The organism is Nocardioides caricicola (genome assembly GCF_039541135.1).
In the GTDB taxonomy this organism is placed as follows: Bacteria; Actinomycetota; Actinomycetes; order Propionibacteriales; family Nocardioidaceae; genus Nocardioides; species Nocardioides caricicola.
Genome location: NZ_BAABFQ010000003.1, coordinates 105,272 through 127,521 on the forward strand (window position 1 = coordinate 105,272; position 22,250 = coordinate 127,521).

Annotated in this window: 26 protein-coding genes; 17 read left to right on the forward strand and 9 right to left on the reverse strand. The window is 71.1% G+C overall.

The genetic code is table 11. The annotated features are described in order from the left end of the window. Positions 1–26 precede the first annotated feature (26 nt). Entirely contained in the window at positions 27–971 is a 945-nt protein-coding gene (locus tag ABD875_RS02160) for a heme o synthase (RefSeq protein WP_345170826.1), read from the forward strand. A gap of 228 nt (positions 972–1,199) precedes the next feature. On the opposite strand, the gene ABD875_RS02165 is transcribed toward ABD875_RS02160, so the two are convergent. From ABD875_RS02165 to ABD875_RS02175, 3 genes are read right to left on the reverse strand one after another with little or no spacing between them, the layout of a single operon-like run. Beyond that, complete coding sequence (locus ABD875_RS02165; protein ID WP_345170827.1) at positions 1,200–2,081, reverse strand: COX15/CtaA family protein; 882 nt, start codon at positions 2,079–2,081, stop codon at positions 1,200–1,202. Beyond that, positions 2,072–2,842 carry an ABC transporter permease gene (locus tag ABD875_RS02170; protein ID WP_345170828.1) on the reverse strand — a complete coding sequence of 257 codons (771 nt, stop codon included), beginning with the start codon at positions 2,840–2,842 and terminating at the stop codon, positions 2,072–2,074. Before ABD875_RS02170 ends, ABD875_RS02165 begins: the two co-directional genes overlap by 10 nt. Beyond that, complete coding sequence (locus ABD875_RS02175) at positions 2,839–3,690, reverse strand: ABC transporter ATP-binding protein (protein WP_425576162.1); 852 nt, start codon at positions 3,688–3,690, stop codon at positions 2,839–2,841. The genes ABD875_RS02170 and ABD875_RS02175 overlap by 4 nt, the downstream gene beginning before the upstream one ends. Positions 3,691–3,795: 105 nt before the next feature. Here ABD875_RS02175 and ABD875_RS02180 point away from each other — a divergent pair, with 105 nt between their 5' ends. The 8 genes from ABD875_RS02180 to ABD875_RS02215 all read left to right on the forward strand — a co-directional run bounded on the left by ABD875_RS02180 (position 3,796) and on the right by ABD875_RS02215 (position 10,344). Further along, entirely contained in the window at positions 3,796–4,473 is a 678-nt protein-coding gene (locus ABD875_RS02180; RefSeq protein ID WP_345170829.1) for a helix-turn-helix transcriptional regulator, read from the forward strand. Then, positions 4,470–5,888, forward strand: a complete 1,419-nt coding sequence (sufB, locus tag ABD875_RS02185) for a Fe-S cluster assembly protein SufB (RefSeq protein WP_345170830.1) — start codon at positions 4,470–4,472, stop codon at positions 5,886–5,888. The genes ABD875_RS02180 and sufB overlap by 4 nt, the downstream gene beginning before the upstream one ends. 112 nt (positions 5,889–6,000) lie before the next feature. Beyond that, complete coding sequence (gene sufD / locus ABD875_RS02190) at positions 6,001–7,173, forward strand: Fe-S cluster assembly protein SufD (RefSeq protein WP_345170831.1); 1,173 nt, start codon at positions 6,001–6,003, stop codon at positions 7,171–7,173. After that, positions 7,173–7,508 (forward strand): non-heme iron oxygenase ferredoxin subunit, encoded by a 336-nt coding sequence (locus tag ABD875_RS02195; protein ID WP_345170832.1) that lies wholly within the window; start codon positions 7,173–7,175, stop codon positions 7,506–7,508. Before sufD ends, ABD875_RS02195 begins: the two co-directional genes overlap by 1 nt. Beyond that, positions 7,505–8,275 (forward strand): Fe-S cluster assembly ATPase SufC, encoded by a 771-nt coding sequence (gene sufC, locus ABD875_RS02200; protein WP_345170833.1) that lies wholly within the window; start codon positions 7,505–7,507, stop codon positions 8,273–8,275. The genes ABD875_RS02195 and sufC overlap by 4 nt, the downstream gene beginning before the upstream one ends. A gap of 1 nt (position 8,276) precedes the next feature. After that, complete coding sequence (locus ABD875_RS02205; RefSeq protein ID WP_345170834.1) at positions 8,277–9,527, forward strand: cysteine desulfurase; 1,251 nt, start codon at positions 8,277–8,279, stop codon at positions 9,525–9,527. A gap of 3 nt (positions 9,528–9,530) precedes the next feature. Beyond that, positions 9,531–9,986 carry a Fe-S cluster assembly sulfur transfer protein SufU gene (sufU, locus tag ABD875_RS02210; protein ID WP_345170835.1) on the forward strand — a complete coding sequence of 152 codons (456 nt, stop codon included), beginning with the start codon at positions 9,531–9,533 and terminating at the stop codon, positions 9,984–9,986. After that, positions 9,979–10,344, forward strand: coding sequence for a metal-sulfur cluster assembly factor (locus ABD875_RS02215; RefSeq protein ID WP_345170836.1), 366 nt, complete (start codon positions 9,979–9,981; stop codon positions 10,342–10,344). Before sufU ends, ABD875_RS02215 begins: the two co-directional genes overlap by 8 nt. Positions 10,345–10,347: 3 nt before the next feature. On the opposite strand, the gene ABD875_RS02220 is transcribed toward ABD875_RS02215, so the two are convergent. Beyond that, positions 10,348–10,854 carry a hypothetical protein gene (locus tag ABD875_RS02220; RefSeq protein WP_345170837.1) on the reverse strand — a complete coding sequence of 169 codons (507 nt, stop codon included), beginning with the start codon at positions 10,852–10,854 and terminating at the stop codon, positions 10,348–10,350. Between the two features lie 81 nt (positions 10,855–10,935). Here ABD875_RS02220 and ABD875_RS02225 point away from each other — a divergent pair, with 81 nt between their 5' ends. Genes ABD875_RS02225 through ABD875_RS02245 form a run of 5 tightly spaced genes read left to right on the forward strand, consistent with a single transcriptional unit; the run spans position 10,936 to position 15,524 of the window. Next, positions 10,936–11,541, forward strand: coding sequence for an acVLRF1 family peptidyl-tRNA hydrolase (locus ABD875_RS02225; RefSeq protein WP_345170838.1), 606 nt, complete (start codon positions 10,936–10,938; stop codon positions 11,539–11,541). Between the two features lie 36 nt (positions 11,542–11,577). Then, positions 11,578–12,105, forward strand: a complete 528-nt coding sequence (locus ABD875_RS02230) for a hypothetical protein (RefSeq protein WP_345170839.1) — start codon at positions 11,578–11,580, stop codon at positions 12,103–12,105. Between the two features lie 23 nt (positions 12,106–12,128). Then, positions 12,129–13,037: an ABC transporter ATP-binding protein gene (locus ABD875_RS02235; protein WP_345170840.1), complete on the forward strand. Its 909-nt coding sequence runs from the start codon at positions 12,129–12,131 to the stop codon at positions 13,035–13,037. Beyond that, positions 13,034–14,605, forward strand: a complete 1,572-nt coding sequence (locus ABD875_RS02240; RefSeq protein ID WP_345170841.1) for an ABC transporter permease — start codon at positions 13,034–13,036, stop codon at positions 14,603–14,605. The genes ABD875_RS02235 and ABD875_RS02240 overlap by 4 nt, the downstream gene beginning before the upstream one ends. Before the next feature lie 10 nt (positions 14,606–14,615). Then, entirely contained in the window at positions 14,616–15,524 is a 909-nt protein-coding gene (locus ABD875_RS02245; RefSeq protein ID WP_345170842.1) for a phosphotransferase, read from the forward strand. A gap of 158 nt (positions 15,525–15,682) precedes the next feature. On the opposite strand, the gene ypfJ is transcribed toward ABD875_RS02245, so the two are convergent. Then, positions 15,683–16,588, reverse strand: a complete 906-nt coding sequence (ypfJ, locus tag ABD875_RS02250; protein WP_345170843.1) for a KPN_02809 family neutral zinc metallopeptidase — start codon at positions 16,586–16,588, stop codon at positions 15,683–15,685. A 54-nt stretch (positions 16,589–16,642) separates the two neighbouring features. Here ypfJ and ABD875_RS02255 point away from each other — a divergent pair, with 54 nt between their 5' ends. Both ABD875_RS02255 and ABD875_RS22585 read left to right on the forward strand, forming a co-directional pair. Beyond that, entirely contained in the window at positions 16,643–18,241 is a 1,599-nt protein-coding gene (locus ABD875_RS02255) for an ABC-F family ATP-binding cassette domain-containing protein (protein WP_345170844.1), read from the forward strand. Positions 18,242–18,258: 17 nt separating this feature from the next. Beyond that, positions 18,259–18,693 (forward strand): TY-Chap domain-containing protein, encoded by a 435-nt coding sequence (locus tag ABD875_RS22585; protein WP_379187333.1) that lies wholly within the window; start codon positions 18,259–18,261, stop codon positions 18,691–18,693. Positions 18,694–19,087: 394 nt separating this feature from the next. On the opposite strand, the gene ABD875_RS02265 is transcribed toward ABD875_RS22585, so the two are convergent. From ABD875_RS02265 to ABD875_RS02280, 4 genes are read right to left on the reverse strand one after another with little or no spacing between them, the layout of a single operon-like run. Continuing rightward, entirely contained in the window at positions 19,088–19,507 is a 420-nt protein-coding gene (locus ABD875_RS02265; RefSeq protein WP_345170846.1) for a hypothetical protein, read from the reverse strand. Beyond that, entirely contained in the window at positions 19,497–19,838 is a 342-nt protein-coding gene (locus tag ABD875_RS02270; protein WP_345170847.1) for a hypothetical protein, read from the reverse strand. Before ABD875_RS02270 ends, ABD875_RS02265 begins: the two co-directional genes overlap by 11 nt. A gap of 9 nt (positions 19,839–19,847) precedes the next feature. Further along, on the reverse strand, positions 19,848–21,068 hold the full coding sequence (locus tag ABD875_RS02275) for a WXG100 family type VII secretion target (RefSeq protein ID WP_345170848.1): 1,221 nt from the start codon (positions 21,066–21,068) through the stop codon (positions 19,848–19,850). After that, on the reverse strand, positions 21,065–21,343 hold the full coding sequence (locus tag ABD875_RS02280; RefSeq protein ID WP_345170849.1) for a hypothetical protein: 279 nt from the start codon (positions 21,341–21,343) through the stop codon (positions 21,065–21,067). The genes ABD875_RS02275 and ABD875_RS02280 overlap by 4 nt, the downstream gene beginning before the upstream one ends. A 116-nt stretch (positions 21,344–21,459) precedes the next feature. Here ABD875_RS02280 and ABD875_RS02285 point away from each other — a divergent pair, with 116 nt between their 5' ends. Beyond that, positions 21,460–22,245 carry an enoyl-CoA hydratase/isomerase family protein gene (locus ABD875_RS02285; protein WP_345170850.1) on the forward strand — a complete coding sequence of 262 codons (786 nt, stop codon included), beginning with the start codon at positions 21,460–21,462 and terminating at the stop codon, positions 22,243–22,245. Positions 22,246–22,250: the final 5 nt, after the last annotated feature.

The window sequence follows — 22,250 nt, forward strand, 5'->3', positions numbered from 1 at the left end:
GTACCCACTCGCGCTCGAGGAACCTCGTGACCTACGTCGGCCAGTCGGCTTCTGCTGCCCAGCAGCCCGCGGCCGAACGAGCGACCGTCAAGGACGTCGTCGCCGCGTACGTCGGCCTCACCAAGCCGCGGGTCATCGAGCTGCTGCTCCTGACGACCGTCCCGGTGATGTTCTTCGCCGCCGGCGGGGTCCCGGACCTCGGCCTGGTGGTCGCGACCGTGCTCGGCGGGACGTTCTCCGCGGGCTCGGCGTCGGTCTTCAACTGCGTCTACGACCGCGACATCGACGAGCAGATGCGGCGTACCCGCCGCCGGGCGATCCCGCGGCACATCGTGTCGCCGCGCGCCGCGCTGGTCTTCGGCTTCGCGCTGGGGATCCTCTCGACGGTGATCCTCTACGTCTGGGTCAACCCGCTCTCCGCACTCCTGGCGGTCGCCGCGAACGCGTTCTACGTCTTCGTCTACACGATGCTGCTCAAGCGTCGTACGACCCAGAACATCGTCTGGGGCGGGCTCGCGGGCTGCTTCCCGGCGCTGATCGGCTGGACGGCGGTCACCGGTTCGCTCTCGTGGGTGCCCGTGGTGCTGTTCATGGTGGTGTTCTTCTGGACGCCGCCGCACACGTGGGCGCTCGCGCTGCGCTACCGCGAGGACTACGCGAACGTCGATGTCCCGATGCTGCCGGTCGTGAAGCCGGCCGCCGAGGTCGGCAAGCAGATCGTGATCTACAGCTGGGTGATGGTCGCGACCTCGCTGCTGCTCTGGCCGGTCGCCGACACGAGCCTGTTCTACCCGGCCGCCGCGGTGGTCCTGGGCGCCGTGTTCCTCATCGAGGCGCACCGGATGTGGAACCGCGCGAAGGGCACCGAGAACCTCGCCGTGATCCAGCCGATGCGGCTGTTCCACTCCTCGAACCTCTACCTCTCGCTGCTGTTCGTCGCGGTCGCGATCGACCCGCTGCTCAAGCGCTGAGAAAAAAAGTTCGCCGGTCGGTGCAACCGATCGGCCCGTCGCCGCGTCTGAAGGATGACGGCGGCCAGCCCGTCCACGGGGGTATGGGCGGCCGCCGTCTCTCTTTGTCCCGGGTGCGGCGGTCGCAGGTTCACCAAGGGATGCAGGCGAGCCGGCACTTCCCACGGCGTGCAGACCCTGGGAAGTGCGGGTTCAGCACCATCCCATGGTGAACCTGCCGCGGCCCGCTCAGCGCGCAGGCTCGCGGACCTGGATCAGCGCCCAGGCCACCGTGGCCGCCACGAGCGCGGCGCCGAGCATGTGGAACCCGACCAGCACGACCGGCAGGTCGGTGAAGTACTGCACGAAGCCGATCAGGCCCTGCGCCAGCTCGACGACGAGCAGCACCCACACGGCGCGAATCGTCGCGGCTGGCTGCCGGGTGGCCATCGCCGCGAGCAGCAGCCCGATGGTGAGGCCGAGGAGCAGGAACACCAGGTCGGCGTGCACCTGGCTCCACTGGAGCGGGTCGAGGCCGTTGCGCTTGGCGTCCGCGTCACCCGCGTGCGGGCCCGATCCGGTGACGATCGTGCCGACGTACAGGACTGCCCAGGCGGAGACGAACGTCGCCCAGCCCAGGACGACGAGCGGTCCGCGAGGGGCTTCACCGGGTGCCGGGCGGTCGATCCGCTGGAGGAACAGCATCGAGACGCAGATGATGGCCATCGAGGACAGCAGGTGGAACGAGACGACCCACGGGTTCAGGTCGGTGAGGACCGTGATGCCACCGATGATCGCCTGCGCGGGGATGCCCAGACCCATCACGAACGCGATCGTGCGCAGGTCGCGCCGGCCGGACTGCCACGCCGCGAGGAACGTCCCGACCGCGACCGCCACCAGGACGTAGGTCAGCAGCCGGTTGCCGAACTCGATCGCCGCATTCACGCTGTAGGCGCCGTGCGGGGTGAACGACTCCTCGGTGCACCGCGGCCAGGTCGGGCAGCCGAGCCCCGACCCGGTCAGGCGGACGACGCCGCCGGTGACGACGATGCCGATGTTCGCGACGATCGAGGCCCAGGCCCAGCCCCGGATCCACTCGTGCTGGCGCCGCAGCCGCTCCGTCACTCCCACTTGAAGGTCCTCGCCGTCAGGGTGGTGCCGACGACCGCCCAGGCCGCCAGGACGCCGAGGTCGCGCCAGGCGACCTCGCCGTCGATGAACGCCGTGCGCATCGCCTCGCCGAGGGCGCCCGACGGGAGCCACCGGACGATCGGCCCGAACGCGCCGTACGCGCCCAGAGGGAGCACGACGGCGCCGCCGGCCATCAGCAGCAGGTAGATGAGGTTCGCGACCGCGAGGGTCGCCTCCGCGCGGAAGACGCCGGCGACGAAGAGCCCCAGGGAGGCGAACGCCGCGGTCCCGAACGCGATCGCCAGCGCGACGCCGAGCACCTCGGGCTCGGGGGTCCAGCCCAGCAGCTGGCCGACGGCACCGATGACGATCACCTGCAGCAGCTGCACCAGCAGCAGGGCGCCGACCTTGCCGGCCAGCAGCCCGGAGCGCGGCAGCGGCGAGGCGCCGAGGCGCTTGATCACGCCGTAGCGGCGCTCGAAGCCGGTCGCGATCGCGAGCGAGGTGAACGACGTGGACATCACGGCCAGCGCGATGACCCCCGGCGTGAAGATGTCGACCAGCGGCTGGTCGGTGTCCAGGTCGAGCGAGAGGTGCTCGCCCGCGGTCACCCCGCCGATCAGCACGATCACGGGGATCACCACGGCGAGCAGCAGCTGCTCGCCGTTGCGCAGCATCAGCCGCGACTCCATGCGCGCCTGCGCGAGCACCTGGCGCGAGAGCGGCGCGGCGCCGGGCTTCGGGGTGAAGGTCTCGCTCACTGCTGGAGCTCCCGTCCGGTGAGCTCGAGGAAGACGTCCTCGAGCGTGCGCGAGCCGAAGCTGATCGACCGCACGCCCACGCCGTGGTCGGTGCTCCACCGGTCCACCGAGGCGCGCAGCGCGGCCTCGGCGTCGGCCGGGAGCTCCTGGTCGACGACGAGCCGCACGGTCGCCGAGGTGCCGCGCGTCAGCTCCTCGGGCGTGCCCGAGGCGATCAGCCGGCCGTGGTCGATGATGTGGATCTGGTCGGCGAGGCGTTCGGCCTCCTCCATGTAGTGGGTCGTGAGCACCACGGTGACGCCGTCGTGGCGGAGCTCCTCGAGGAGCTCCCACGTGGTCCGGCGCGCGGCCGGGTCCATGCCGGCGGTCGGCTCGTCGACGAACACGATCTCCGGCCGCCCGACCAGTGCCATCGCCAGGCCGAGCCGCTGCTGCTGGCCACCGGAGAGGCGGCGGTACGGCGTCTTGCCGCAGTCGCCGAGACCCAGGCGCTCGGCGAGCATGTCCGTGTCCAGCGGGTTCGCGTGCAGCTGCGCGACGTGCTCGAGCATCTCCATCGCGCGCACCCCGCTCCAGGCGCCGCCGGACTGCAGCATCACGCCGATGCGGGGGAGCAGCGCGCGGCGGTCGCGGGTCGGGTCCAGCCCGAGCACCCGGACCGTGCCCTGCTGGGGCTTGCGGTAGCCCTCGCAGGTCTCGAGGGTGGTGGTCTTGCCGGCGCCGTTGGGGCCGAGCACGGCGGTGATCGTGGCGCGCTCGACGGTTAGGGACAGACCGTCGACGGCGAGCTTGTCGCCGTACCTCATCACCAACCCGTCGACGGACACGGCAGGGGAGGCGTCGGGCACGCCCGTCAGTGTAGGGAGGAGCCGCGTGTGGCCCGGCTCACGCCCCGATCCGGGTAAGGGTTGCCTTCCTTGAACGGTCCGGATCAATAACGGCACACTGGTGTTGTGGAATTCGCCGAGGTGCACGACCAGACCACGCGTCAGCGTGTGGCCCGGTCGATCCTCGTCAACGGCCCGTCCACCGCGGCGGCGCTCGCCGAGCGTCTCGACCTGACGCCCGCGGCGGTCCGCCGGCACCTCGACCAGCTGCTCGAGGACGGGGCCGTGGAGGCCCGGGAGCCGCGGAGCCAGGCACACCGTGGTCGCGGACGTCCCGCCAAGGTCTTCGCGCTGACCGAGTTCGGTCGCGACGGCTTCGACCAGCAGTACGACGACCTCGCCGCCCAGGCGCTCCGCTTCCTGGCGGAGACCGGGGGCGAGGAGGCGGTCCGGGAATTCGCAGCCCGCCGGGCGGCGTTCATCGGAGAGAGGTTCGAGAGCGTCCGCGCGGAGCACCCCGAGCTCGGGGCAGCGGAGGTCCTGGCCAGGATCTTCAGCGACGAGGGGTACGCCGCGTCCGTTCGCGACCTCCCTGTCGTCGGCGAGCAGCTGTGCCAGCAGCACTGCCCGGTCGCCCACGTCGCCCACGAGTTCCCCCAGCTGTGCGAGGCCGAGACCGAGGCGATCAGCAAGGTCCTCGGCCGCCACGTCCAGCGGCTGGCCACGATCGCCCACGGCGACGGGGTCTGCACCACCTGCATTCCGAGCACACCCATCGAGAAGAAGGAGCGGGTCAGCTCATGACCTCCATCGAAGAGCTCAACCCGGAGCTTCAGGGCATCGGTCGGTACGACTTCGGCTGGGCCGACACGGACGTCGCCGGTGCGACCGCGAAGCGTGGTCTCAACGAGGACGTCGTCCGCGACATCTCCTCGAAGAAGAGCGAGCCGCAATGGATGCTCGACCTGCGCCTGAAGGGGCTCAAGCTCTTCGGCCGCAAGCCGATGCCGAACTGGGGCTCGGACCTGTCGGGGATCGACTTCGACAACATCAAGTACTTCGTCCGCTCGAGCGAGAAGCAGGCGACCTCGTGGGAGGACCTTCCCGAGGACATCAAGAACACCTACGACAAGCTCGGCATCCCGGAGGCGGAGAAGCAGCGCCTGGTCGCCGGTGTCGCCGCGCAGTACGAGTCCGAGGTCGTCTACCACTCGATCCGTGAGGACCTCGAGGAGAAGGGCGTCCTCTTCCTCGACACCGACACCGCGCTCAAGGAGCAGCCGGAGCTGTTCCAGGAGTACTTCGGCACCGTGATCCCGGTCGGCGACAACAAGTTCGCCGCGCTGAACACCGCGGTGTGGTCGGGCGGCTCGTTCATCTACGTGCCGAAGGGTGTCCACGTCGACATCCCGCTGCAGGCGTACTTCCGGATCAACACCGAGAACATGGGCCAGTTCGAGCGGACCCTGATCATCGTCGACGAGGGTGCCTACGTGCACTACGTCGAGGGCTGCACGGCGCCGATCTACAGCTCGGACTCGCTGCACTCCGCGGTCGTCGAGATCATCGTGAAGAAGGGCGGCCGGTGCCGCTACACGACGATCCAGAACTGGTCGAACAACGTGTACAACCTGGTCACCAAGCGCGCGGTCTGCGAGGCCGGCGCGACCATGGAGTGGGTCGACGGCAACATCGGCTCGAAGGTCACGATGAAGTACCCCGCCGTCTACCTCATGGGCGAGCACGCCAAGGGCGAGACGCTGTCGATCGCGTTCGCCGGCGAGGGCCAGCACCAGGACGCCGGCGCCAAGATGGTGCACGCGGCCCCGCACACCTCGTCCTCGATCCTGTCGAAGTCCGTCGCCCGCGGCGGCGGGCGGACGTCGTACCGCGGCCTGATCCAGGTCAACGAGGGAGCCCACGGCTCGAAGTCGAACGTGCTCTGCGACGCGCTCCTCGTCGACCAGATCTCGCGCTCGGACACCTACCCCTACGTCGACATCCGCGAGGACGACGTGTCGATGGGCCACGAGGCGAGCGTGTCGAAGGTCTCCGACGACCAGCTCTTCTACCTCATGTCGCGCGGCATGGAGGAGGACGAGGCGATGGCGATGATCGTCCGTGGCTTCGTCGAGCCGATCGCGAAGGAGCTCCCGATGGAGTACGCGCTCGAGCTCAACCGGCTCATCGAGCTCCAGATGGAGGGGGCAGTGGGCTAGCGCGTCGTCGCTTCGCTCCGCCGCGCCGGCCCCCTCTCTCGATTCGCGGGGAACTCGCTTCTCCGCCTTCCGCACGTAGTTTTAGAAAGTAGACGTAGTAGTGACTTCGACTGTGACTGACAACGCGCTCGAGAGCGCGGCGTCCGCCCTGGAGCTCGGCGCGGGTTTCAGCCACCTGAACCCGCCCCCGTCGTACGACCTGGCGGACCACCCGCTCCCCAACGGGCGCGAGGAGATCTGGCGCTTCACGCCGCTCAAGCGGCTGCGCGGGATCCTCGACGGCGAGGCGTCCACCGCCGCGCTGACGTGGGAGACCACGCTGCCCGCCGGCGTGACGCTGACCGAGATCTCCGACGCCGAGGCGCGCGAGATCGGCGAGCTCGCCCCGAACGACCGTCCGTCGGCCCTGGCCGCGGCGAACGCGAAGGCGCTGCTGCTCGACGTCCCGGCGGACGCCGAGATCTCCGAGCCGATCGTGCTGCGGCTGCGCGGCGACTCGGTCGAGGACCTCGTGTGGGGCCGGCTCATCGTGCGGGTCGGGCGGCACGCCCAGGCAACCGTCGCGATCGTGCACACCGGCTCGGCCCGCTACGCCGCGATCACGACCGTGCTCGTCGGTGACGGCGCGGCCGCGAACGTGCTGTCGCTGCAGGACTGGGACGACGACGCGGTGCACCTCGGTCGCGACGCCATCCGGGTCGGCCGCGACGCCACGGTCAAGCACACGTCGGTCAGCTTCGGCGGCGACGTCGTCCGGATGCACGCCAACGTCGAGTACGCCGGCCCCGGCGGCGAGGCCGAGCTCCTCGGGCTGTACTTCGCCGACGCCGGCCAGCACCTCGAGCACCGCCTGTTCGCCGACCACACGGCCCCGAAGACCAAGAGCCACGTGGTCTACAAGGGCGCGCTGCAGGGCGAGGGTGCGCACACCGTCTGGATCGGCAACGTGCTGATCCGCAAGGTCGCCGAGGGCATCGAGACCTACGAGGAGAACCGCAACCTGGTCCTCTCCGACGGCTGCCAGGCCGACTCGGTGCCGAACCTCGAGATCGAGACCGGTGAGATCGAGGGCGCGGGCCACGCGTCCGCGACCGCCCGCTTCGACGACGAGCAGCTGTTCTACCTGCGTTCGCGCGGCGTCTCGGAGAAGGAGGCGCGCCGCCTGGTCGTGCACGGCTTCTTCAACGACCTGATCCGCAAGGTCGGCATCCCGATGATCGAGGAGCAGCTGCTCTCGACCGTCGAGGTCGAGCTCGCGAAGAACGTCCTGAAGGACCTCGACTGATGGGCTTCGAGCGGGCCTGCGCGGTCTCCGACGTGCCCGCCGACGAGGCGCTCGGCGTCACGGTCGGCGAGTACGACGTGGCGATCGCGGGTCACGACGGCGAGTACTTCGCCCTCCAGGACCTCTGCTCCCACGCTGCCGTCGCGCTGAGCGAGGGCGAGGTCGAGGACTGCACCGTCGAGTGCTGGCTGCACGGCTCGCGCTTCGACCTCCGGACCGGCAAGCCGACCGGCCTGCCGGCCACCGAACCGGTCGCCACCTTCCCCCTGGAAGTGCGCGGCGACGACATCTACGTAGACATCACCACCACGCTGAACGGAGTCACCCCATCATGAGCAAGCTGGAGATCAAGGACCTGCAGGTCTCGGTCGACACCGAGGACGGTCCCAAGGAGATCCTCAAGGGCGTGACGCTGACCATCGAGGACGGCGAGACGCACGCGATCATGGGCCCGAACGGCTCGGGGAAGTCGACCCTGGCGTACTCCATCGCGGGTCACCCCAAGTACACGATCACCGGTGGCTCGGTGAAGCTCGACGGCGAGGACGTCCTCGAGATGTCGGTCGACGAGCGGGCCCGCGCCGGCCTGTTCCTCGCGATGCAGTACCCCGTCGAGGTCCCCGGCGTCTCGGTGTCGAACTTCCTGCGCACGGCGAAGACCGCGCTCGACGGTGAGGCCCCGAAGCTGCGCACCTGGGTCAAGGACGTCAACGCCGCGCTCGAGCAGATGAACCTCGACCCGACGTTCGGCACCCGCTCGGTCAACGAGGGGTTCTCCGGCGGTGAGAAGAAGCGCCACGAGATCGCCCAGCTCGAGCTGCTCGACCCGAAGGTCGCGATCCTCGACGAGACCGACTCCGGCCTCGACATCGACGCGCTCAAGGTCGTCTCGGACGGCGTGAACCGGTTCCGTGCCCGCGAGGGCAAGGGCGTCCTGCTGATCACGCACTACACCCGGATCCTGCGCTACATCCAGCCCGACCGCGTCCACGTGTTCGTCAACGGCAAGGTCGCCGAGTCCGGCGGCCCCGAGCTCGCGGAAGAGCTCGAGGCCAACGGCTACGAGCGCTTCCTCCCGTCGACCACGCAGGCGGCGGTCTGACATGACCACGCTGCAGCTGCCCGGACTGCTCCCCGAGCTGGAGGTGATCCGCGCCGACTTCCCGATCCTGTCGCGGACCGCCCCGGGCGGCCTGCCGCTGGTGTACCTCGACAGCGCGAACACCTCGCAGAAGCCGCAGGTCGTCATCGACACGATGGTCGACCACCTCGAGCGGCACAACGCGAACGTCGCGCGCGCGATGCACCTGCTGGGCGCCGAGGCCACCGAGGCGTTCGAGGGCGCCCGCGACAAGGTCGCGACGTTCCTGAACGCGCCCTCGCGCAACGAGGTGGTGTTCACGAAGAACGCCACGGAGGCGCTGAACCTGCTGGCCCGCACGATCGAGCTCGGCCCCGGCGACAACGTCGTCATCACCGAGATGGAGCACCACTCGAACATCGTGTCCTGGCAGCTCGCCTGCGAGCGGTCCGGGGCGGAGCTGCGGTGGTTCGGACTGACCGACGACGGCCGGCTCGACCTGTCGAACGCCGACCAGCTGGTCGACGAGAACACCAAGGTGGTCTCGTTCACCTGGGTCTCCAACATGCTCGGCACGATCAACCCGGTCACCGACCTGGTCGCGCGGGCCAAGGCGGTTGGCGCCTACTCGGTGATCGACGCCTCCCAGGCGGCTCCGCAGCTGCCGGTCGACGTCGCCGCCACCGGCTGCGACTTCCTGGTGTTCACCGGCCACAAGGTCGTCGGGCCGACCGGTATCGGCGTGCTGTGGGGACGCGAGGAGCTGCTCAACGAGCTCCCGCCCTTCCACGGCGGCGGCGAGATGATCGAGACCGTCACGATGGCCCGGTCGACGTACGCCAAGGCGCCGCACCGCTTCGAGGCGGGTACGCCGCCGATCGTCGAGGCGGTCGGTCTCGGTGCGGCCGTGGACTACCTCTCCCACGTCGGCATGGACGCGATCCACCGGCACGAGCAGGCGATCACGGCCTACGCGCTCGAGGGCCTGGCCACCATCCCCGGCCTGACCGTGCTCGGCCCGCTCGACGCCGCGTCGCGCGGGGGAGCGATCTCGTTCGAGCTCGAAGGCGTGCACCCGCACGACATCGCGCAGGTGCTGGACTCGCGCGGCATCGCCGTGCGCGCCGGGCACCACTGCGCGAAGCCCGCGCACGCCCGGTTCGGGGTGCAGAGCTCGACGCGGATGTCGTCGTACCTCTACACGACGCCCGCGGAGATCGACGCGATGGTCGAGGGCCTGGAATACACCCGCTCGTACTTCAAGTTGGGTTGATTGATGACACAAGAGCTCGACGCGCTGTACCAGGAGATCATCCTGGACCACTACAAGAACCCCCACAACAAGGGCCTGCGCGACCCCTTCGAGGCCGAGGTGCACCACGTGAACCCGACCTGTGGTGACGAGGTGACGCTGCGCGTCCACGTCGCCGACGGCAAGGTCGCGGACGTGTCGTACGACGCCGTCGGATGCTCGATCTCGCAGGCCTCGGCGTCGGTGCTCACCGACCTCGTCATCGGCAAGCCCGTGGACGAGGCGATGTCGATCCACGAGGAGTTCCTGACCCTGATGCAGGGCAAGGGCACGGTGGAGCCCGACGAGGACGTGCTCGAGGACGGCATCGCGTTCGCGGGCGTGGCCAAGTTCCCGGCCCGCGTGAAGTGCGCACTACTGTCGTGGATGGCCTGGAAGGACGCCACGGCCCGATCTCTGGAGGAGACCTCTCATGGCTGACCACAGCGACCTGCCCGACGTGCCCGAGGCCACCGGTGGCGGCGTGTCCACGGTCTCGATCGAGGACGTCACCGAGGCGATGAAGGACGTCGTCGACCCCGAGCTCGGCATCAACGTCGTCGACCTCGGCCTGGTGTACGGCGTGCACGTCGACGAGAGCTCGAACTGTGTGATCGACATGACGCTGACCTCCGCGGCCTGCCCGCTGACCGACGTGATCCAGGACCAGACCAACGGCGCTCTCGAGGGCCTGGTCAACGACGTCGCGATCAACTGGGTCTGGATGCCGCCGTGGGGCCCCGACAAGATCACCCCCGACGGCCGCGAGCAGCTGCGCGCCCTCGGCTTCAACGTCTGAGGGTCAGTCCGAGCACTTCGGGCCGACGTCGGCCACGGCCCGGTAGGTGAAGTCCCTGCCGTCGCCGCGGACGACGATCTCTGCCGTCGCCGTGCGGCACGAGCCGTACACGCGGAAGTCGAACGGGAAGTTGAGCAGCTCGTCGCTGCCGTCGCGCGAGAACGTGCCGTACCGCTCGCCGTAGTTGTCGCTCTGGTCGAGCACCACGGAGTACGACACGATCCTCGCGGCTGTCGCGGGGGAGTCGTAGCTCTCGGGAACGACGCAGTAGGTGCGGTCGCCGAGGTCGGTGACACCGAGCTCGGCCTTCAGCCTCGGCGCTCCCGCCTCGACCGCCCGGAACGCGACGTACTGCTGCTGCGCCGGGTCCGCCTCGCCGCAGGTGACGCCGAAGGGCACCGGCGTGCTCGTGGCCGTGTTCGGGGCCGTCGAAGGAGCGTCCCCGTCGCCGGAGCAGGCGCCGAGCGCGAGGGTCGCCACGGCCGCGGCGAGGATCGGGGTGGGCTTCACGCGGCCCTTCTACCCGCTGCCCGCGGTGCATACGCCTGACCAGAAGTCTCGATTCGACGGGGAGGCCGCTAGCGTCGGGGCATGCCCGTGTTCGTTCCAGCTGAGCGGTTCGAGCGGTGGGTCGTGAACTTCCAGGGACGGCACGGGGAGACCGGGCTGGGTGTGGTCGACGGCGCGCTGACGGGCTCGGCTGCGGACGGGTCGACGTTCAGCGCCTGGCTGCCGTTCGACCGACGGTACGACGGCCTCCCGGACCCGGCGGCGTTCCGGGAGCGGATGATCGTCCCCGACGACTGGGGCGTGCTGCTGGTGCGCAAGGGCGGGTTCGCGGTGGCGCGGCTCGCGGGCACGCGCACGGCCGAGAGCAAGGTCGGCCAGCGTCACGTGCAGGGGCGGACCAAGGCGGGCGGACAGAGCCAGCAGCGGTTCGCCCGGCGACGCGACAACCAGGCGCGGCAGGCCTACGAGGCCGCCGCCGACCACGCCGCCAGGATCCTGGCGGGCCTCAGCGGTCCGCTGGTCACCGGAGGAGACCACGCGGCGGTCGACGAGGTGCTGACCGACGCCCGGCTGAGGCACGCGCGGCCGGCCGGCCTCTGGCTCGCCGTGCCTGACCCGAGGCGAGGCGTCCTCGAGGAGGCCGTGCGGGACGCGTGCTCCGCGCTCGTGGACGTCCACAACGCCTAGTCGCAACCGAACCGTCGCAGGAGACGTCACCCCACCATGACCATCACGAATCTCGGCGTGACGACGGCGCTCATGTGCGCCCTGACCCTGTCCGGCTGCTCCGGCAGCGACGACTCCCACGCGGACCAGGACGCAAGCCCCATCCCGGCCGAGTCGCCGACGACGACCACGGAGCTGCTCAGCTACACCAAGGGCGGGTCCCCGGGTGTGGAGGTCCAGAGCAGCGCCGACGCCCAGGAGCTCGCGGGTGCGCCCGCGGACTTCCAGGAGTTCGTCGGCACGCTGGCCGACGACCTCGCCCAGGAGTCGACCTGCGAGGACGGCTTCGTCGGCGTGACCGTCCAGGTCGTGCGCACCGACGGCTTCGCGCGCGGCGGCGTGAACGACTGCGGCGGGTACGCCGCGCTGTGGGTGAAGGTCGACGGGACCTGGCAGGAGGTCGCGGGCAGCCAGGACGTGTGGGAGTGCGTCGTGCTCGAGGACCACGCGATCCCGAGCGACGTCGCGGGAACCGAGTGCTACGACCCGGAGACCAACGACGTGCGCACCTACGAGCAAGCCTGACCGCGGAGTACTACCGTCGAGATGTGACCGACGAACACGTGATCGACATCCGTGGACTGGTGAAGCGGTTCGGCAGCTTCCGGGCCCTCGACGGCCTCGACCTCGACGTCGGGCCGGGTGAGGTGCATGGCTTCCTGGGGCCGAACGGCGCCGGCAAGTCGACCACCATCCGTGTCCTCCTCGGCCTGCTCCGCAGCGACGGCGGCGAGGTACGGCTCTTCGGCGGCGACCCGTGGAGCCAGGCCGCCGAGCTGCACCGGCGGCTCGCCTACGTCCCCGGTGACGTGAACCTGTGGCCGAACCTCACCGGCGGCGAGGTCATCGACCTGCTCGGCAGCCTCCGGGGCGGGACGGCAGACGCTCGTCGTGCGGAGCTCATCGACGCCTTCGAGCTCGACCCGACCAAGAAGGGTCGCGCCTACTCGAAGGGCAACCGGCAGAAGGTCGCGCTCGTCGCGGCGCTCGCCTCCGACGTCGACCTGCTCGTGCTCGACGAGCCGACATCCGGCCTGGACCCGCTGATGGAGGAGGTCTTCCAGCGGTACGTCGACGAGTTCCGGGACCGCGGCCACGCGGTGCTTCTCAGCAGCCACATCCTCGCCGAGGTCGAGCAGCTCTGCGACCGGGTCAGCATCATTCGCGCCGGCCAGGTCGTCGAGTCCGGGACGCTCGCGGACCTGCGGCACCTGACCCGTACCTCCATCTCCGCCGAGCTCGAGAGGGCACCCAGCGGACTCGACGCGCTGGAGGGGATCCACGACCTGGTCATCGAGGGCACCCGGGTGCGGTTCCAGGTAGACACCGCGCGCCTCGACCCGGCTCTGCAGGCGATCCTTCCGGCCGGCGTCCGCAGTCTCACGAGCCAGCCGCCGACGCTCGAGGAGCTGTTCCTCCGCCACTACGGCGACAACCTCGAGTCAACGCCGGCATGACCGGCACCGGCACGTTCCTCTGGACGTTCCTCAAGCGCGACACGTGGATGCTGCTGTGGTGGATCCTCGGCGCCGCCGGGCTCTACATCGTCACCTGCTACTCGATCGACCAGCTGTACACCACGCAGCAGCAGTACGACGAGGCGGCCGCGAGCATGGAGAACAACGCCGCGTTCATCGCGATGGCCGGCCCGCCGCGGGCGCTCGACACGCTCGGCGGGCAGACCGCCTGGCAGAGCACCGCGTTCGGCGCGATCCTCGTCGGTTTGATGAGCATGTTCGTCATCGGCCGGCACACCCGCGCCGAAGAGGAGAGCGGTCGCGACGAGCTGCTCCGGGCGTCGGCCGTGAGCCGCTACGCGCCGACCACCGCGGCCGTCCTGGTCGCGGCCGTCGCGAACCTGCTCGTCGGGCTGCTCGTCTCGGTCTCGCTGACGGCGTACGGTCTGGCCGCCGCCGACTCCTTCGGTCTCGGTCTCGGCGCGACCGCGGTCGGCTGGTTCTTCACCGCCACCGCGCTGATCGCGATGCAGCTCACCGCGAGCACCCGGTCCGCGTACGGCATCGCCGGCCTGGTGATCTCCGGGTCCTACCTGCTCCGCGCGGTCGGCGACGTGGGGAACGGCGTGCTGAGCTGGTGCTCCCCGATCGGGTGGTACCAGGCGATGCACCAGTTCTCCGGCCTGCGCTGGTGGCCGCTGGTACTGCTCCTCGGGGGCGCCGGCGTCGCTCTCGCCGCGGCGTACGCGCTGTTCGGCCGTCGCGACTACGGGTCCGGCATCATCGCCACGCGGCCCGGTCGGCCGCGCGCCCGCCGGGGGCTGCTCACGGGCGAGGGGCTCGCGTGGTCGCTGCAGCGCGGTGCCGTCCTCGGTTGGGCCGGCGGGCTGTTCTTCGGTGGCCTCGCGTACGGCGCAATCGGCGACGACGTGAAGGCGCTGATCGGCGACTCCCAGACCTCGCAAGACCTCTTCGTGCAGGCCGGCGACGACCTGGTGACCGGGTTCTACGGCACGTCGATCCTGATGCTCGCCGTGATCTGTGCGGGCTTCACGATCGCCTCGGCGCTGCGACCGCGCGCCGAGGAGGAGAACGGCCACCTCGAGGTCGCGCTGGCCACCGCGCTCCCGAGGACCCGGTGGCTGCTCGGCCACGTGCTGGCGACCGTCGTCGGCACCGTCGTGGTGCTGGCGGTGGCCGGGCTGGGGCTCGGCGCCGGTTACCTGCTCGTCACCGGCGACGGCGACGTGGCGTGGTCGTTCACCTGGCCGTCCCTGCAGTACGTCGGGCCGGTGCTGGTGCTGAGCGGCTTCGCCCGACTGCTGTTCGGCCTGGTGCCGAGGTGGACGGCGCTCGCCTGGGTGCCGCTGGCGTTCTCGGCCGTGGTGATGTTGTTCGGCGAGCTGTTCCAGATGCCGCAGTGGCTGATGGACGTGTCACCCTTCGAGCACCTGCCGATGGTGCCGGCCGAGGACTTCGCCTGGGAACCGGTGATCGCACTGGTCGCGGTCGCGCTCGCCCTGAGTGTCGCGGGCCAGATCGCGTTCCGCAGGCGCGACGTGCACTAGCGTGCGAGCCATGTGGCAGCCCGAACCCGGGTGGCTGGCGCTCCCGGCAGGCTCGAGTGCCTCCACCGTCGGAGTCTGGCGCACCTCGCTCGGCGATCAGCCCGTGGTCGTGAAGCGGCTCGCCGCGCCCCTCGAGGACGACCAGGCCGAGCTCAGCCAGCCCCGTCACTTCGCCTACTGGCGCCGATCCGCCGAGGTCCTGCTCAGCGGGATCGTCGCCGAGACCCCTGGCCTGCGCGCGCCCACGGGTGCAGCCGTGGACGAGGACGTCGAGGGCATCACGCTGACTGAGGAGTGGGTCGAGGACGCCGCCACCAGCGGGCTGTTCGTCGCCCACGCCCTCGGCCGCTTCGCCGGCGCCCAGCTGACGCCGATGCCGTGGCTCGCGCGCAACCAGCTCCGCGACCGGATGGACCGCGTCGAACGGCGCGGTGGCTGGCCGACCCTGGCCCGGACGACCGTCGCAGACGTCGCCGACGTCCTGTGGAGCCGGCGTACCGAGATGCTGGCCCGCGCCGACGCGCTGGTGCAGGTCCCGCAGCACGGCGACCCGACGCCGGCGAACCTGCGCGGCCGCGACGGTGACGACGTCATCGCCGTCGACTGGGCGATGCTCGGGACCGGTCCGGTCGGGGCGGACCTGGGCTACTACGCGCTGGCCGCGCGCGAGGAGCTCGAGCCGCTGCTCGACGCCTACCTGATGGGACTCCCGGACGGGGTGGCCACCCGCGACGAGGTCACGCTCGGCGCGCGGATCACTGCGGTCTACACAGTGCTCAACCGGGCGGAGTGGGCGCTGGCGCGGGTCGCCGGGGGAGAGGGTGCCCTGGCCGGGAAGTACCGGCACCCGTCGGTCGCCCCGCACCTGCGGGCGCTGCAGCGGCAGTTCCCGCACCTCGAGGCGCTGCTCGGGCTCTAGCCGGTGCCCGGATCGAGCCCGCGGCGCATGGTCGCGAACCCGACTCACGGCCGCGCCACGACGGCGACGGTGCGAGCCGGGCCTCAGGAATGGTCACCAACCGCAGGTGGGAGCGTGTCCGATCTGCGGTTGGTGACCATTCCGTGCATGCCCAGCGCCTAGACCGAGCCCGCGGCGAAGGTGTCGCAGTCGCGCAGCGAGCGGTTCTCGTAGCCGGTCCGGAACCACGCCACCCGCTGCTCCGCCGACCCGTGTGTGAACGAGTCGGGGTCCACAGACCCGCCGCCGGACGACTGGATCCGGTCGTCGCCGACCGCCTCCGCCGCCTCGATCGCCTGCTCGATGTCCTCCTGGGTGAGCTGGGTGATGAGCACGTTGCCGTCCTCGTCCTCCGTCGTGGTCGCGGCGCGGGCCCACATGCCGGCGTAGCAGTCGGCCTGCAGCTCGAGCCGGACGGCGTCGCTCTGCGGGCCCTGCTGGGTCTTCACGCGGCCCATCGTCCCCATGAGGTTCTGGATGTGGTGGCCGTACTCGTGGGCGAGCACGTACGGCTCGACGAACCCGCCGTCGGGGCCGCCGAGCTGGCGCTCGAGGACCTCGTCGAAGAACGTCGTGTCGAGGTAGATCGTCTGGTCGGCCGGGCAGTAGAACGGCCCGACGTCGGCGGAGGCCTGCCCGCACCCGGTCTGGACGCCGCCGGTGAACGTCCGCAGCTCCTGCTCGGGCTCGAACTCGGGCAGGGTGTCGGACCAGAAGTCGTAGAGCGAGTTCTCCACCGCGACCCGCGCGCAGTCGACGTCGTCGTTCGCGTCCGCGCCGGTCTTGCAGTGCTCGTAGCGGTCGGTGTCGGACATCCGCGAGGTGTCGAAGGCCCCGCCGGAGTCCCCGCCGCCGAGGAACATCGACGCCACCACGATCACGACGACGATGATCAGGCCGGTGATGCCGCCGCCTGCGGCGAGCCCGCCGGGGATGGGCATGCCCGATCCACCACCGCGGGCCCCCGAGCGGCCCGCGTCGCCCATCCGTCGGGTGTTGAGCCGCGCCTTGGGGTTGAACCGCATGCATCCCTCCTCGATGTCAGAGAGGACGCTACCCACCCCTACGATTGCCCAGTCATGATCACCGCTCAGCAGCTCGAGGTCCGCGCCGGCGCCCGCCTCCTCATGGAGAACGTCAGCTTTCGGGTCGCAGCCGGTGACAAGGTCGGCCTGGTCGGCCGCAACGGCGCCGGGAAGACCACGCTCACCAAGATCCTCGCCGGCGAGGCACTGCCCGCGTCGGGCACGGTCCAGGCCACCGGAGAGGTCGGCTACCTCCCGCAGGACCCGCGGATCGGCAACCCCGAGGTGATCGCCCGCGACCGGATCCTCTCCGCGCGCGGCCTCGACGACGTCGTACGACGCCTCCGCCAGGCCGAGACGGAGATGGGCAGCGACGACCTGGCGGTCCGGGACAAGGCGATGCGCCGCTACGAGCGCGCCGACTCCGAGCTGCACGCGAGCGGCGGGTACGCCGCGGAGTCCGAGGCCGCGACGATCGCGCACAGCCTCGGGATCGAGGACCGCATCCTCGCCCAGCCGCTCAAGACACTGTCCGGCGGCCAGCGACGACGCGTCGAGCTGGCCCGGATCCTGTTCTCGGGCGCGGAGACGTTGCTGCTCGACGAGCCGACCAACCACCTCGACGCCGACTCGATCGTGTGGCTGCGCGCGTTCCTGAAGGCGCACAAGGGCGGGCTGATCGTGATCAGCCACGACAACGAGCTGCTCGAGGCGACCGTCAACCGGGTCCTGCATCTCGACGCCAACCGTGCCGAGATCGACGTCTACAACATGGGCTGGAAGGCGTACCTCACCCAGCGCGAGACCGACGAGAAGCGCCGCAAGCGTGAGCGGATGAACGCCGAGAACAAGGCCAAGACGCTCACCGACCAGGCCAACCGGATGCGGGCGAAGGCCAGCAAGGCCCAGGCCGCGCAGTCGATGCTCAAGCGCGCCGAGAAGCTGGTCGCCGGCATCGAGGCCGAGCGCCAGTCCGACAAGGTCGCCCGGATCAAGTTCCCCGCGCCGGCGCCATGCGGCAAGACCCCGCTCACCGCGGAGGAGCTGTCCAAGTCGTACGGCTCGCTCGAGGTCTTCACCGACGTCGACCTCGCGATCGACAAGGGCTCGCGCGTCGTGATCCTCGGCCTCAACGGCGCGGGCAAGACGACCCTGATGCGGATCCTGGCGGGTGTCGACCAGCCGGACACCGGGAAGGTCGTCCCGGGCCACGGGCTGAAGATCGGCTACTACGCCCAGGAGCACGAGACCCTGGACGTCACGCGCACCGTGCTCGAGAACATGCAGAGCGCCGCGCCGCAGCTCACCGACACCGAGGCCCGCTCGGTGCTGGGGTCGTTCCTGTTCTCCGGCGAGGACGCCCACAAGCCCGCGAAGGTGCTGTCCGGCGGCGAGAAGACCCGGCTCGCGCTGGCGTCCCTGGTCGTCTCCAGCGCGAACGTGCTGCTGCTGGACGAGCCCACCAACAACCTCGACCCGGCGTCTCGCGAGGAGGTGCTGGCCGCGATCCGCACCTACGAGGGCGCGATCATCCTCATCACCCACGACGAGGGCGCGGTGCACGCGCTCGAGCCGGACCGCGTGCTGATCCTCCCCGACGGCGTCGAGGACCTCTGGAACGCCGAGTACGCCGACCTGGTGTCGCTGGCCTGACGGGTACGGTCAGGCACGTGGACGACGTCGAAGGCTCCCTCAGGGAGGAGATCGCCGCACTCGGCGAACGCGAGAGCGTGGTCCTCGGCGAGCCGGCGGGCGAGCCCGGCCCGCCGCGGGGCCTGCTCCGCCGCCGTACGCCGCCACCTCCGACGCGCTACGTGCAGTACCTCCGTCATGACGGCACGTTGTTCGGCGAGTGCGTCGGCTCGTGCGACCACTTCGGCGGCACCTGGCCGGTGACCGACGAGCAGCACGCCGCCCTGCGCGAGCTCGGCTGGCTCGCGCCCGGCGATGACGACCCGACCGAGACCGATCCCGGTGTCGGGAACTACTGGTGGACCGACCCGTCGGGCTCGGACGTCGCCACGGCGGCACGGCTGGGGGCCGGCGCGCTCGAGGTGCTCGGTGTCGAGCCAGCGACACTGACGTACGTGAGGAACCGCCGGTAGACCTCGGTGTTCGTGGCCGGCTCGAACGCCCCCGCCGCCAGCAGGTGCACGCCGAGGGGACCGTCGATCGCGGTGAGCAGGACGCCGTCTCCGCTGATCTGCCAGGCGAAGTCGGCGCCGAGGGTGGCCAGGACCTCGCGGCGTACGTCGACGTCCGTGCCGAGGAGCGCGGCGACCAGGTCTCCATCCATCGGCAGCGGGCTCGGCGCCTGGGCGTGCTTGCGGGGCCGGAGCCGGGTCAACCGGACCAGTGCGGCGGGGACCAGGTTCGGCGCCTCCTGCACCTCCTCGTGGACCCCGTCGTGGACGCCGAGCAGCAGCGTGCAGGAGTCGGAGCCAACGGTCAGCCGGTGGGTCAGCCGGGTGTCACGGCCGGCGACGACGAGGTCGAGGATCATGAGGGCCGCCAGGACGCCGCCGCGCGACCCATGGTGTCGCTGAGGTCGAGGTAGCGCGACGTCGGCACCGTCGCGGTGAGGGTGTGGCCGACGTCGTCGACCGCCGTGAACCACTGCTCCATGGTCAGTGCCTCGCCCGTCGGACCCACGTGGTGGGCGAGCCGCCGCCCGCCCGGGTGGCCGGCCACGGCGACCCGTTCGAGGTCGATCACGAGGTAGCGATCGAGCGTCCGCCCGAGCACCACGTCGGTGCCGGCCTGCCACTCGGAGAACGACAGTCCGCCGCAGGCGACGCTCGTCACGACGAGGTTGGCGCGGAACCCGCCGTGCTCGGGCTCCGCGGCGACGAGACGGGTGCCGACGGCCGGCTCCGTCACCACCTCCCAGCCGTCGGGAGCCGTCAGCTCAGACGACACGGGCGTCGCTCCGGCGGCGGTACCACTGCGGCTGCAGGGCCGAGGGAACGGGGAGCGGGAGCATCGTCCATGCCGCGATGAGCAGCAGCCCGGCCAGGACGGCGAGGCCGAGGACCACGGCCGCGGCCTCGGCGTCCTCGAGGAGGACCAGGAGACCGCCGAGCACCAGGACCACCGCGATCAGCGGACGGACGACGAGGACGGCCCGCCGGGTGAGCGCGCCCGCGCCGGGGTCGGCCCAGGCGCGGGCGAGGGACGAGCGGCCCCGCCGCTGCCAGACGTTGTGCCCGGCGAGGGCCAGCCCGCCGAGGATCATCACCAGCGCTGCCACGTCGCCTCCTCAGTCCCAGAACGTCACGGCGTCCGCGACGTTCCCGGCGGTGTCACCCGTCCAGTCTGCGGCCGCGCTGCCGGCGTCCCCGATGAAGTCCACGGCGGCGTCGGTCGCGTCGCCGACACCGCCCATGACCGCCTGACCGAACTCGCTGCCCACGAAGCCTCCGGCCGCGCCGCCGATGAGGCCACCGGCGACGCCGCCGATCGCGGTGCCGAGGCCGGGACAGATGGCGGTGCCGATGGCGCCACCGAGGTAGGCGCCGCCCTGCGCCCCGGCCCAGGCGCCGGCCGCCGTCGATACGCCCACGGTCGTCGCCCGGGCTCCGCGCTCCGCGTCGCTCAGGGACGGGTCGTCGGCGTCTGCCTGCCACTGGTTCCAGCCCGCGAAGCCGGCGGTCGCGACGGAGCCGAACCGGCCCGCCCAGCGGCCGGCGTTCGTCCACGCGTTGCGGGCGCCGGCTTGGTACGGCCCGGCGTGGAAGCTGCGACCGGGGGTGAGACCGGCCCGGAAGCGGTCGGCGAAGGTGAGCCCCCGGGTCGTGCCGAACGCGCCGTTGATCCGCGGCTGGAAGCGGCCGTACCGAGCGGAGACCATGTAGGTGCTGGCCGCACCGAAGGTGAGCCCGCCCAGGCCGAGCAGGTAGGAGCCGATGTCGTCGCCGTCGGCGAAGTCGGACGGCAGCAGCCCGAGCCGCTCCAGCAGGTTCTCGACGAAGCCGTCGCCGGTCGAGGCGGAGATCCGGTCGCCGAGCCGTGAGTGCGCCTCGCTCTCCTTGGTACGGGCACCTGCGGCGATCTCGACGGCCTCGTTCCACGCCGCGACCCGGTCGTTGAACGCGTCGACCTGCCCTTGGCTCATCGCGTCCGGAGGCGTCGGCGCGATGACGTCCGTCCCGTTCACCGCGATGCCGCCGGCCGCGGCGCTCGCGCGAGCCGAAGCCATCCGGTCCTGCACCACGGTGAGCTCGCCCGCGAAGTCGGTGAGCGCGTCCTCGATGACCTCGACCCGGTCGGACAGCGTCTGCAGGTCGTCGATCAGGGCGTCGACCCTCGTCTCGAACGCGGCGCCCGCCTGGCCGCTCCAGGACCCGGCCGCCTGGGACCGGGCGCTGCGGGCCGAGGTCTCGGCGTCGGCGATCGCGGTGCGGACCCCGGCAGCGCTGGACGCCGCGGCCGTGCACGCCGCGGGATCGCCGTGCACGCGGGTGTCGAGGACGTCGCTCACGGGGTGAACTCCCCGGCGACGGCGCCGTCGGTGGCGACGAACATGGCGCTGACCGCGCCGGTGCTCTCCGCCAGGGACCCGAGCTCGCTGCCCAGGCCGGCGACCGCCGTCGCGAGCGAGGTCAGGGCGGCCGCGAGCTCGCTGGTGGACACGCCGGCGTCGGGGGCGACGTCGAGGTCGGGGGCGTGGCCGAACAGGTCGCTGCCGGCGGCATCGAGCGTCGCCCCGACCTGGGTCAGGTCCTCCGGCTCGATCCGGAGCTCTGCGTGCGACACGTCCACCCCTCGCGTGGTCCGACACCTCGTCTCGTGGTGAGACCTCTACCCGGGCGCTCACCGCGTCGAAACCACCCTCTGCGCGCGGTGTCCGTCCCGGGTTCTAGGGTTCGGCCATGGACGCCCAGACCCTCGAGACCGCCGGACTGCAGTACGACGTGGCCGGCCCGATCGCCACGATCACGCTCGACCGCCCCGCCGTGCGCAACGCCCAGACACCGGCCATGTGGCGCGCGCTGGCTGCGCTGGGGACCGAGATCCCCGACGACGTCCGCGTCGTGGTGGTCAAGGGCGCCGGCTCGACCTTCTCGGCCGGTCTCGACCGCGCCATGCTCGACCCGGCCACCACCGGTGAGGAGTCGGTGGCCGGCCTGCTCGGGCGCAGCGACGAGGAGATCTCCGCGGCCATCGACGACTTCCAGCAGGGGTTCACGTTCCTGCGCGACCCGCGCTTCGTGTCGGTCGCTGCGGTCCAGGGCTACGCGATCGGTGCCGGGTTCCAGCTGGCGCTGTCGTGCGACCTGCGGATCGTCGCCGACGACGTGCAGTTCTCGATGAAGGAGTCCGCGCTGGGCCTGGTCCCGGACCTCACGGGAACAAAGCCGCTGGTCGAGTGCGTTGGCTATGCCAGGGCGCTGGAGATCTGCGCGACCGCCCGGATGGTCGGGGCCGACGAGGCCGTGGGCATCGGGCTCGCGCTCACCGCCGTACCGGCCGACCAGCTCGAGGCGACGGTGGCCGACCTCGCAGCGGCCCTGACCGCGCCGCTGCCCGGCGCGGTCCGCGAGACCAAGGCGCTGCTGCAGGGAGCCTCCGACCGGAGCCTCGACGAGCAGCGTCGGCTGGAGCGGGAGGCGCAGATCCGCCGGTTCCGGGAGCTCGCGGCACTGATGGGACAGTAGGGAGA

Coding starts and splice junctions, on each gene's coding strand:
- sufB (WP_345170830.1), top strand. CDS start 4,470: ATGACCTCCATCGAAGAGCTCAACCCGGAGCTTCAGGGCATCGGTCGG.
- ABD875_RS02195 (WP_345170832.1), top strand. CDS start 7,173: ATGGGCTTCGAGCGGGCCTGCGCGGTCTCCGACGTGCCCGCCGACGAG.
- sufC (WP_345170833.1), top strand. CDS start 7,505: ATGAGCAAGCTGGAGATCAAGGACCTGCAGGTCTCGGTCGACACCGAG.
- ABD875_RS02205 (WP_345170834.1), top strand. CDS start 8,277: ATGACCACGCTGCAGCTGCCCGGACTGCTCCCCGAGCTGGAGGTGATC.
- sufU (WP_345170835.1), top strand. CDS start 9,531: ATGACACAAGAGCTCGACGCGCTGTACCAGGAGATCATCCTGGACCAC.
- ABD875_RS02215 (WP_345170836.1), top strand. CDS start 9,979: ATGGCTGACCACAGCGACCTGCCCGACGTGCCCGAGGCCACCGGTGGC.
- ABD875_RS02225 (WP_345170838.1), top strand. CDS start 10,936: ATGCCCGTGTTCGTTCCAGCTGAGCGGTTCGAGCGGTGGGTCGTGAAC.
- ABD875_RS02230 (WP_345170839.1), top strand. CDS start 11,578: ATGACCATCACGAATCTCGGCGTGACGACGGCGCTCATGTGCGCCCTG.
- ABD875_RS02240 (WP_345170841.1), top strand. CDS start 13,034: ATGACCGGCACCGGCACGTTCCTCTGGACGTTCCTCAAGCGCGACACG.
- ABD875_RS02245 (WP_345170842.1), top strand. CDS start 14,616: ATGTGGCAGCCCGAACCCGGGTGGCTGGCGCTCCCGGCAGGCTCGAGT.
- ypfJ (WP_345170843.1), bottom strand. CDS start 16,588: ATGCGGTTCAACCCCAAGGCGCGGCTCAACACCCGACGGATGGGCGAC.
- ABD875_RS02255 (WP_345170844.1), top strand. CDS start 16,643: ATGATCACCGCTCAGCAGCTCGAGGTCCGCGCCGGCGCCCGCCTCCTC.
- ABD875_RS02285 (WP_345170850.1), top strand. CDS start 21,460: ATGGACGCCCAGACCCTCGAGACCGCCGGACTGCAGTACGACGTGGCC.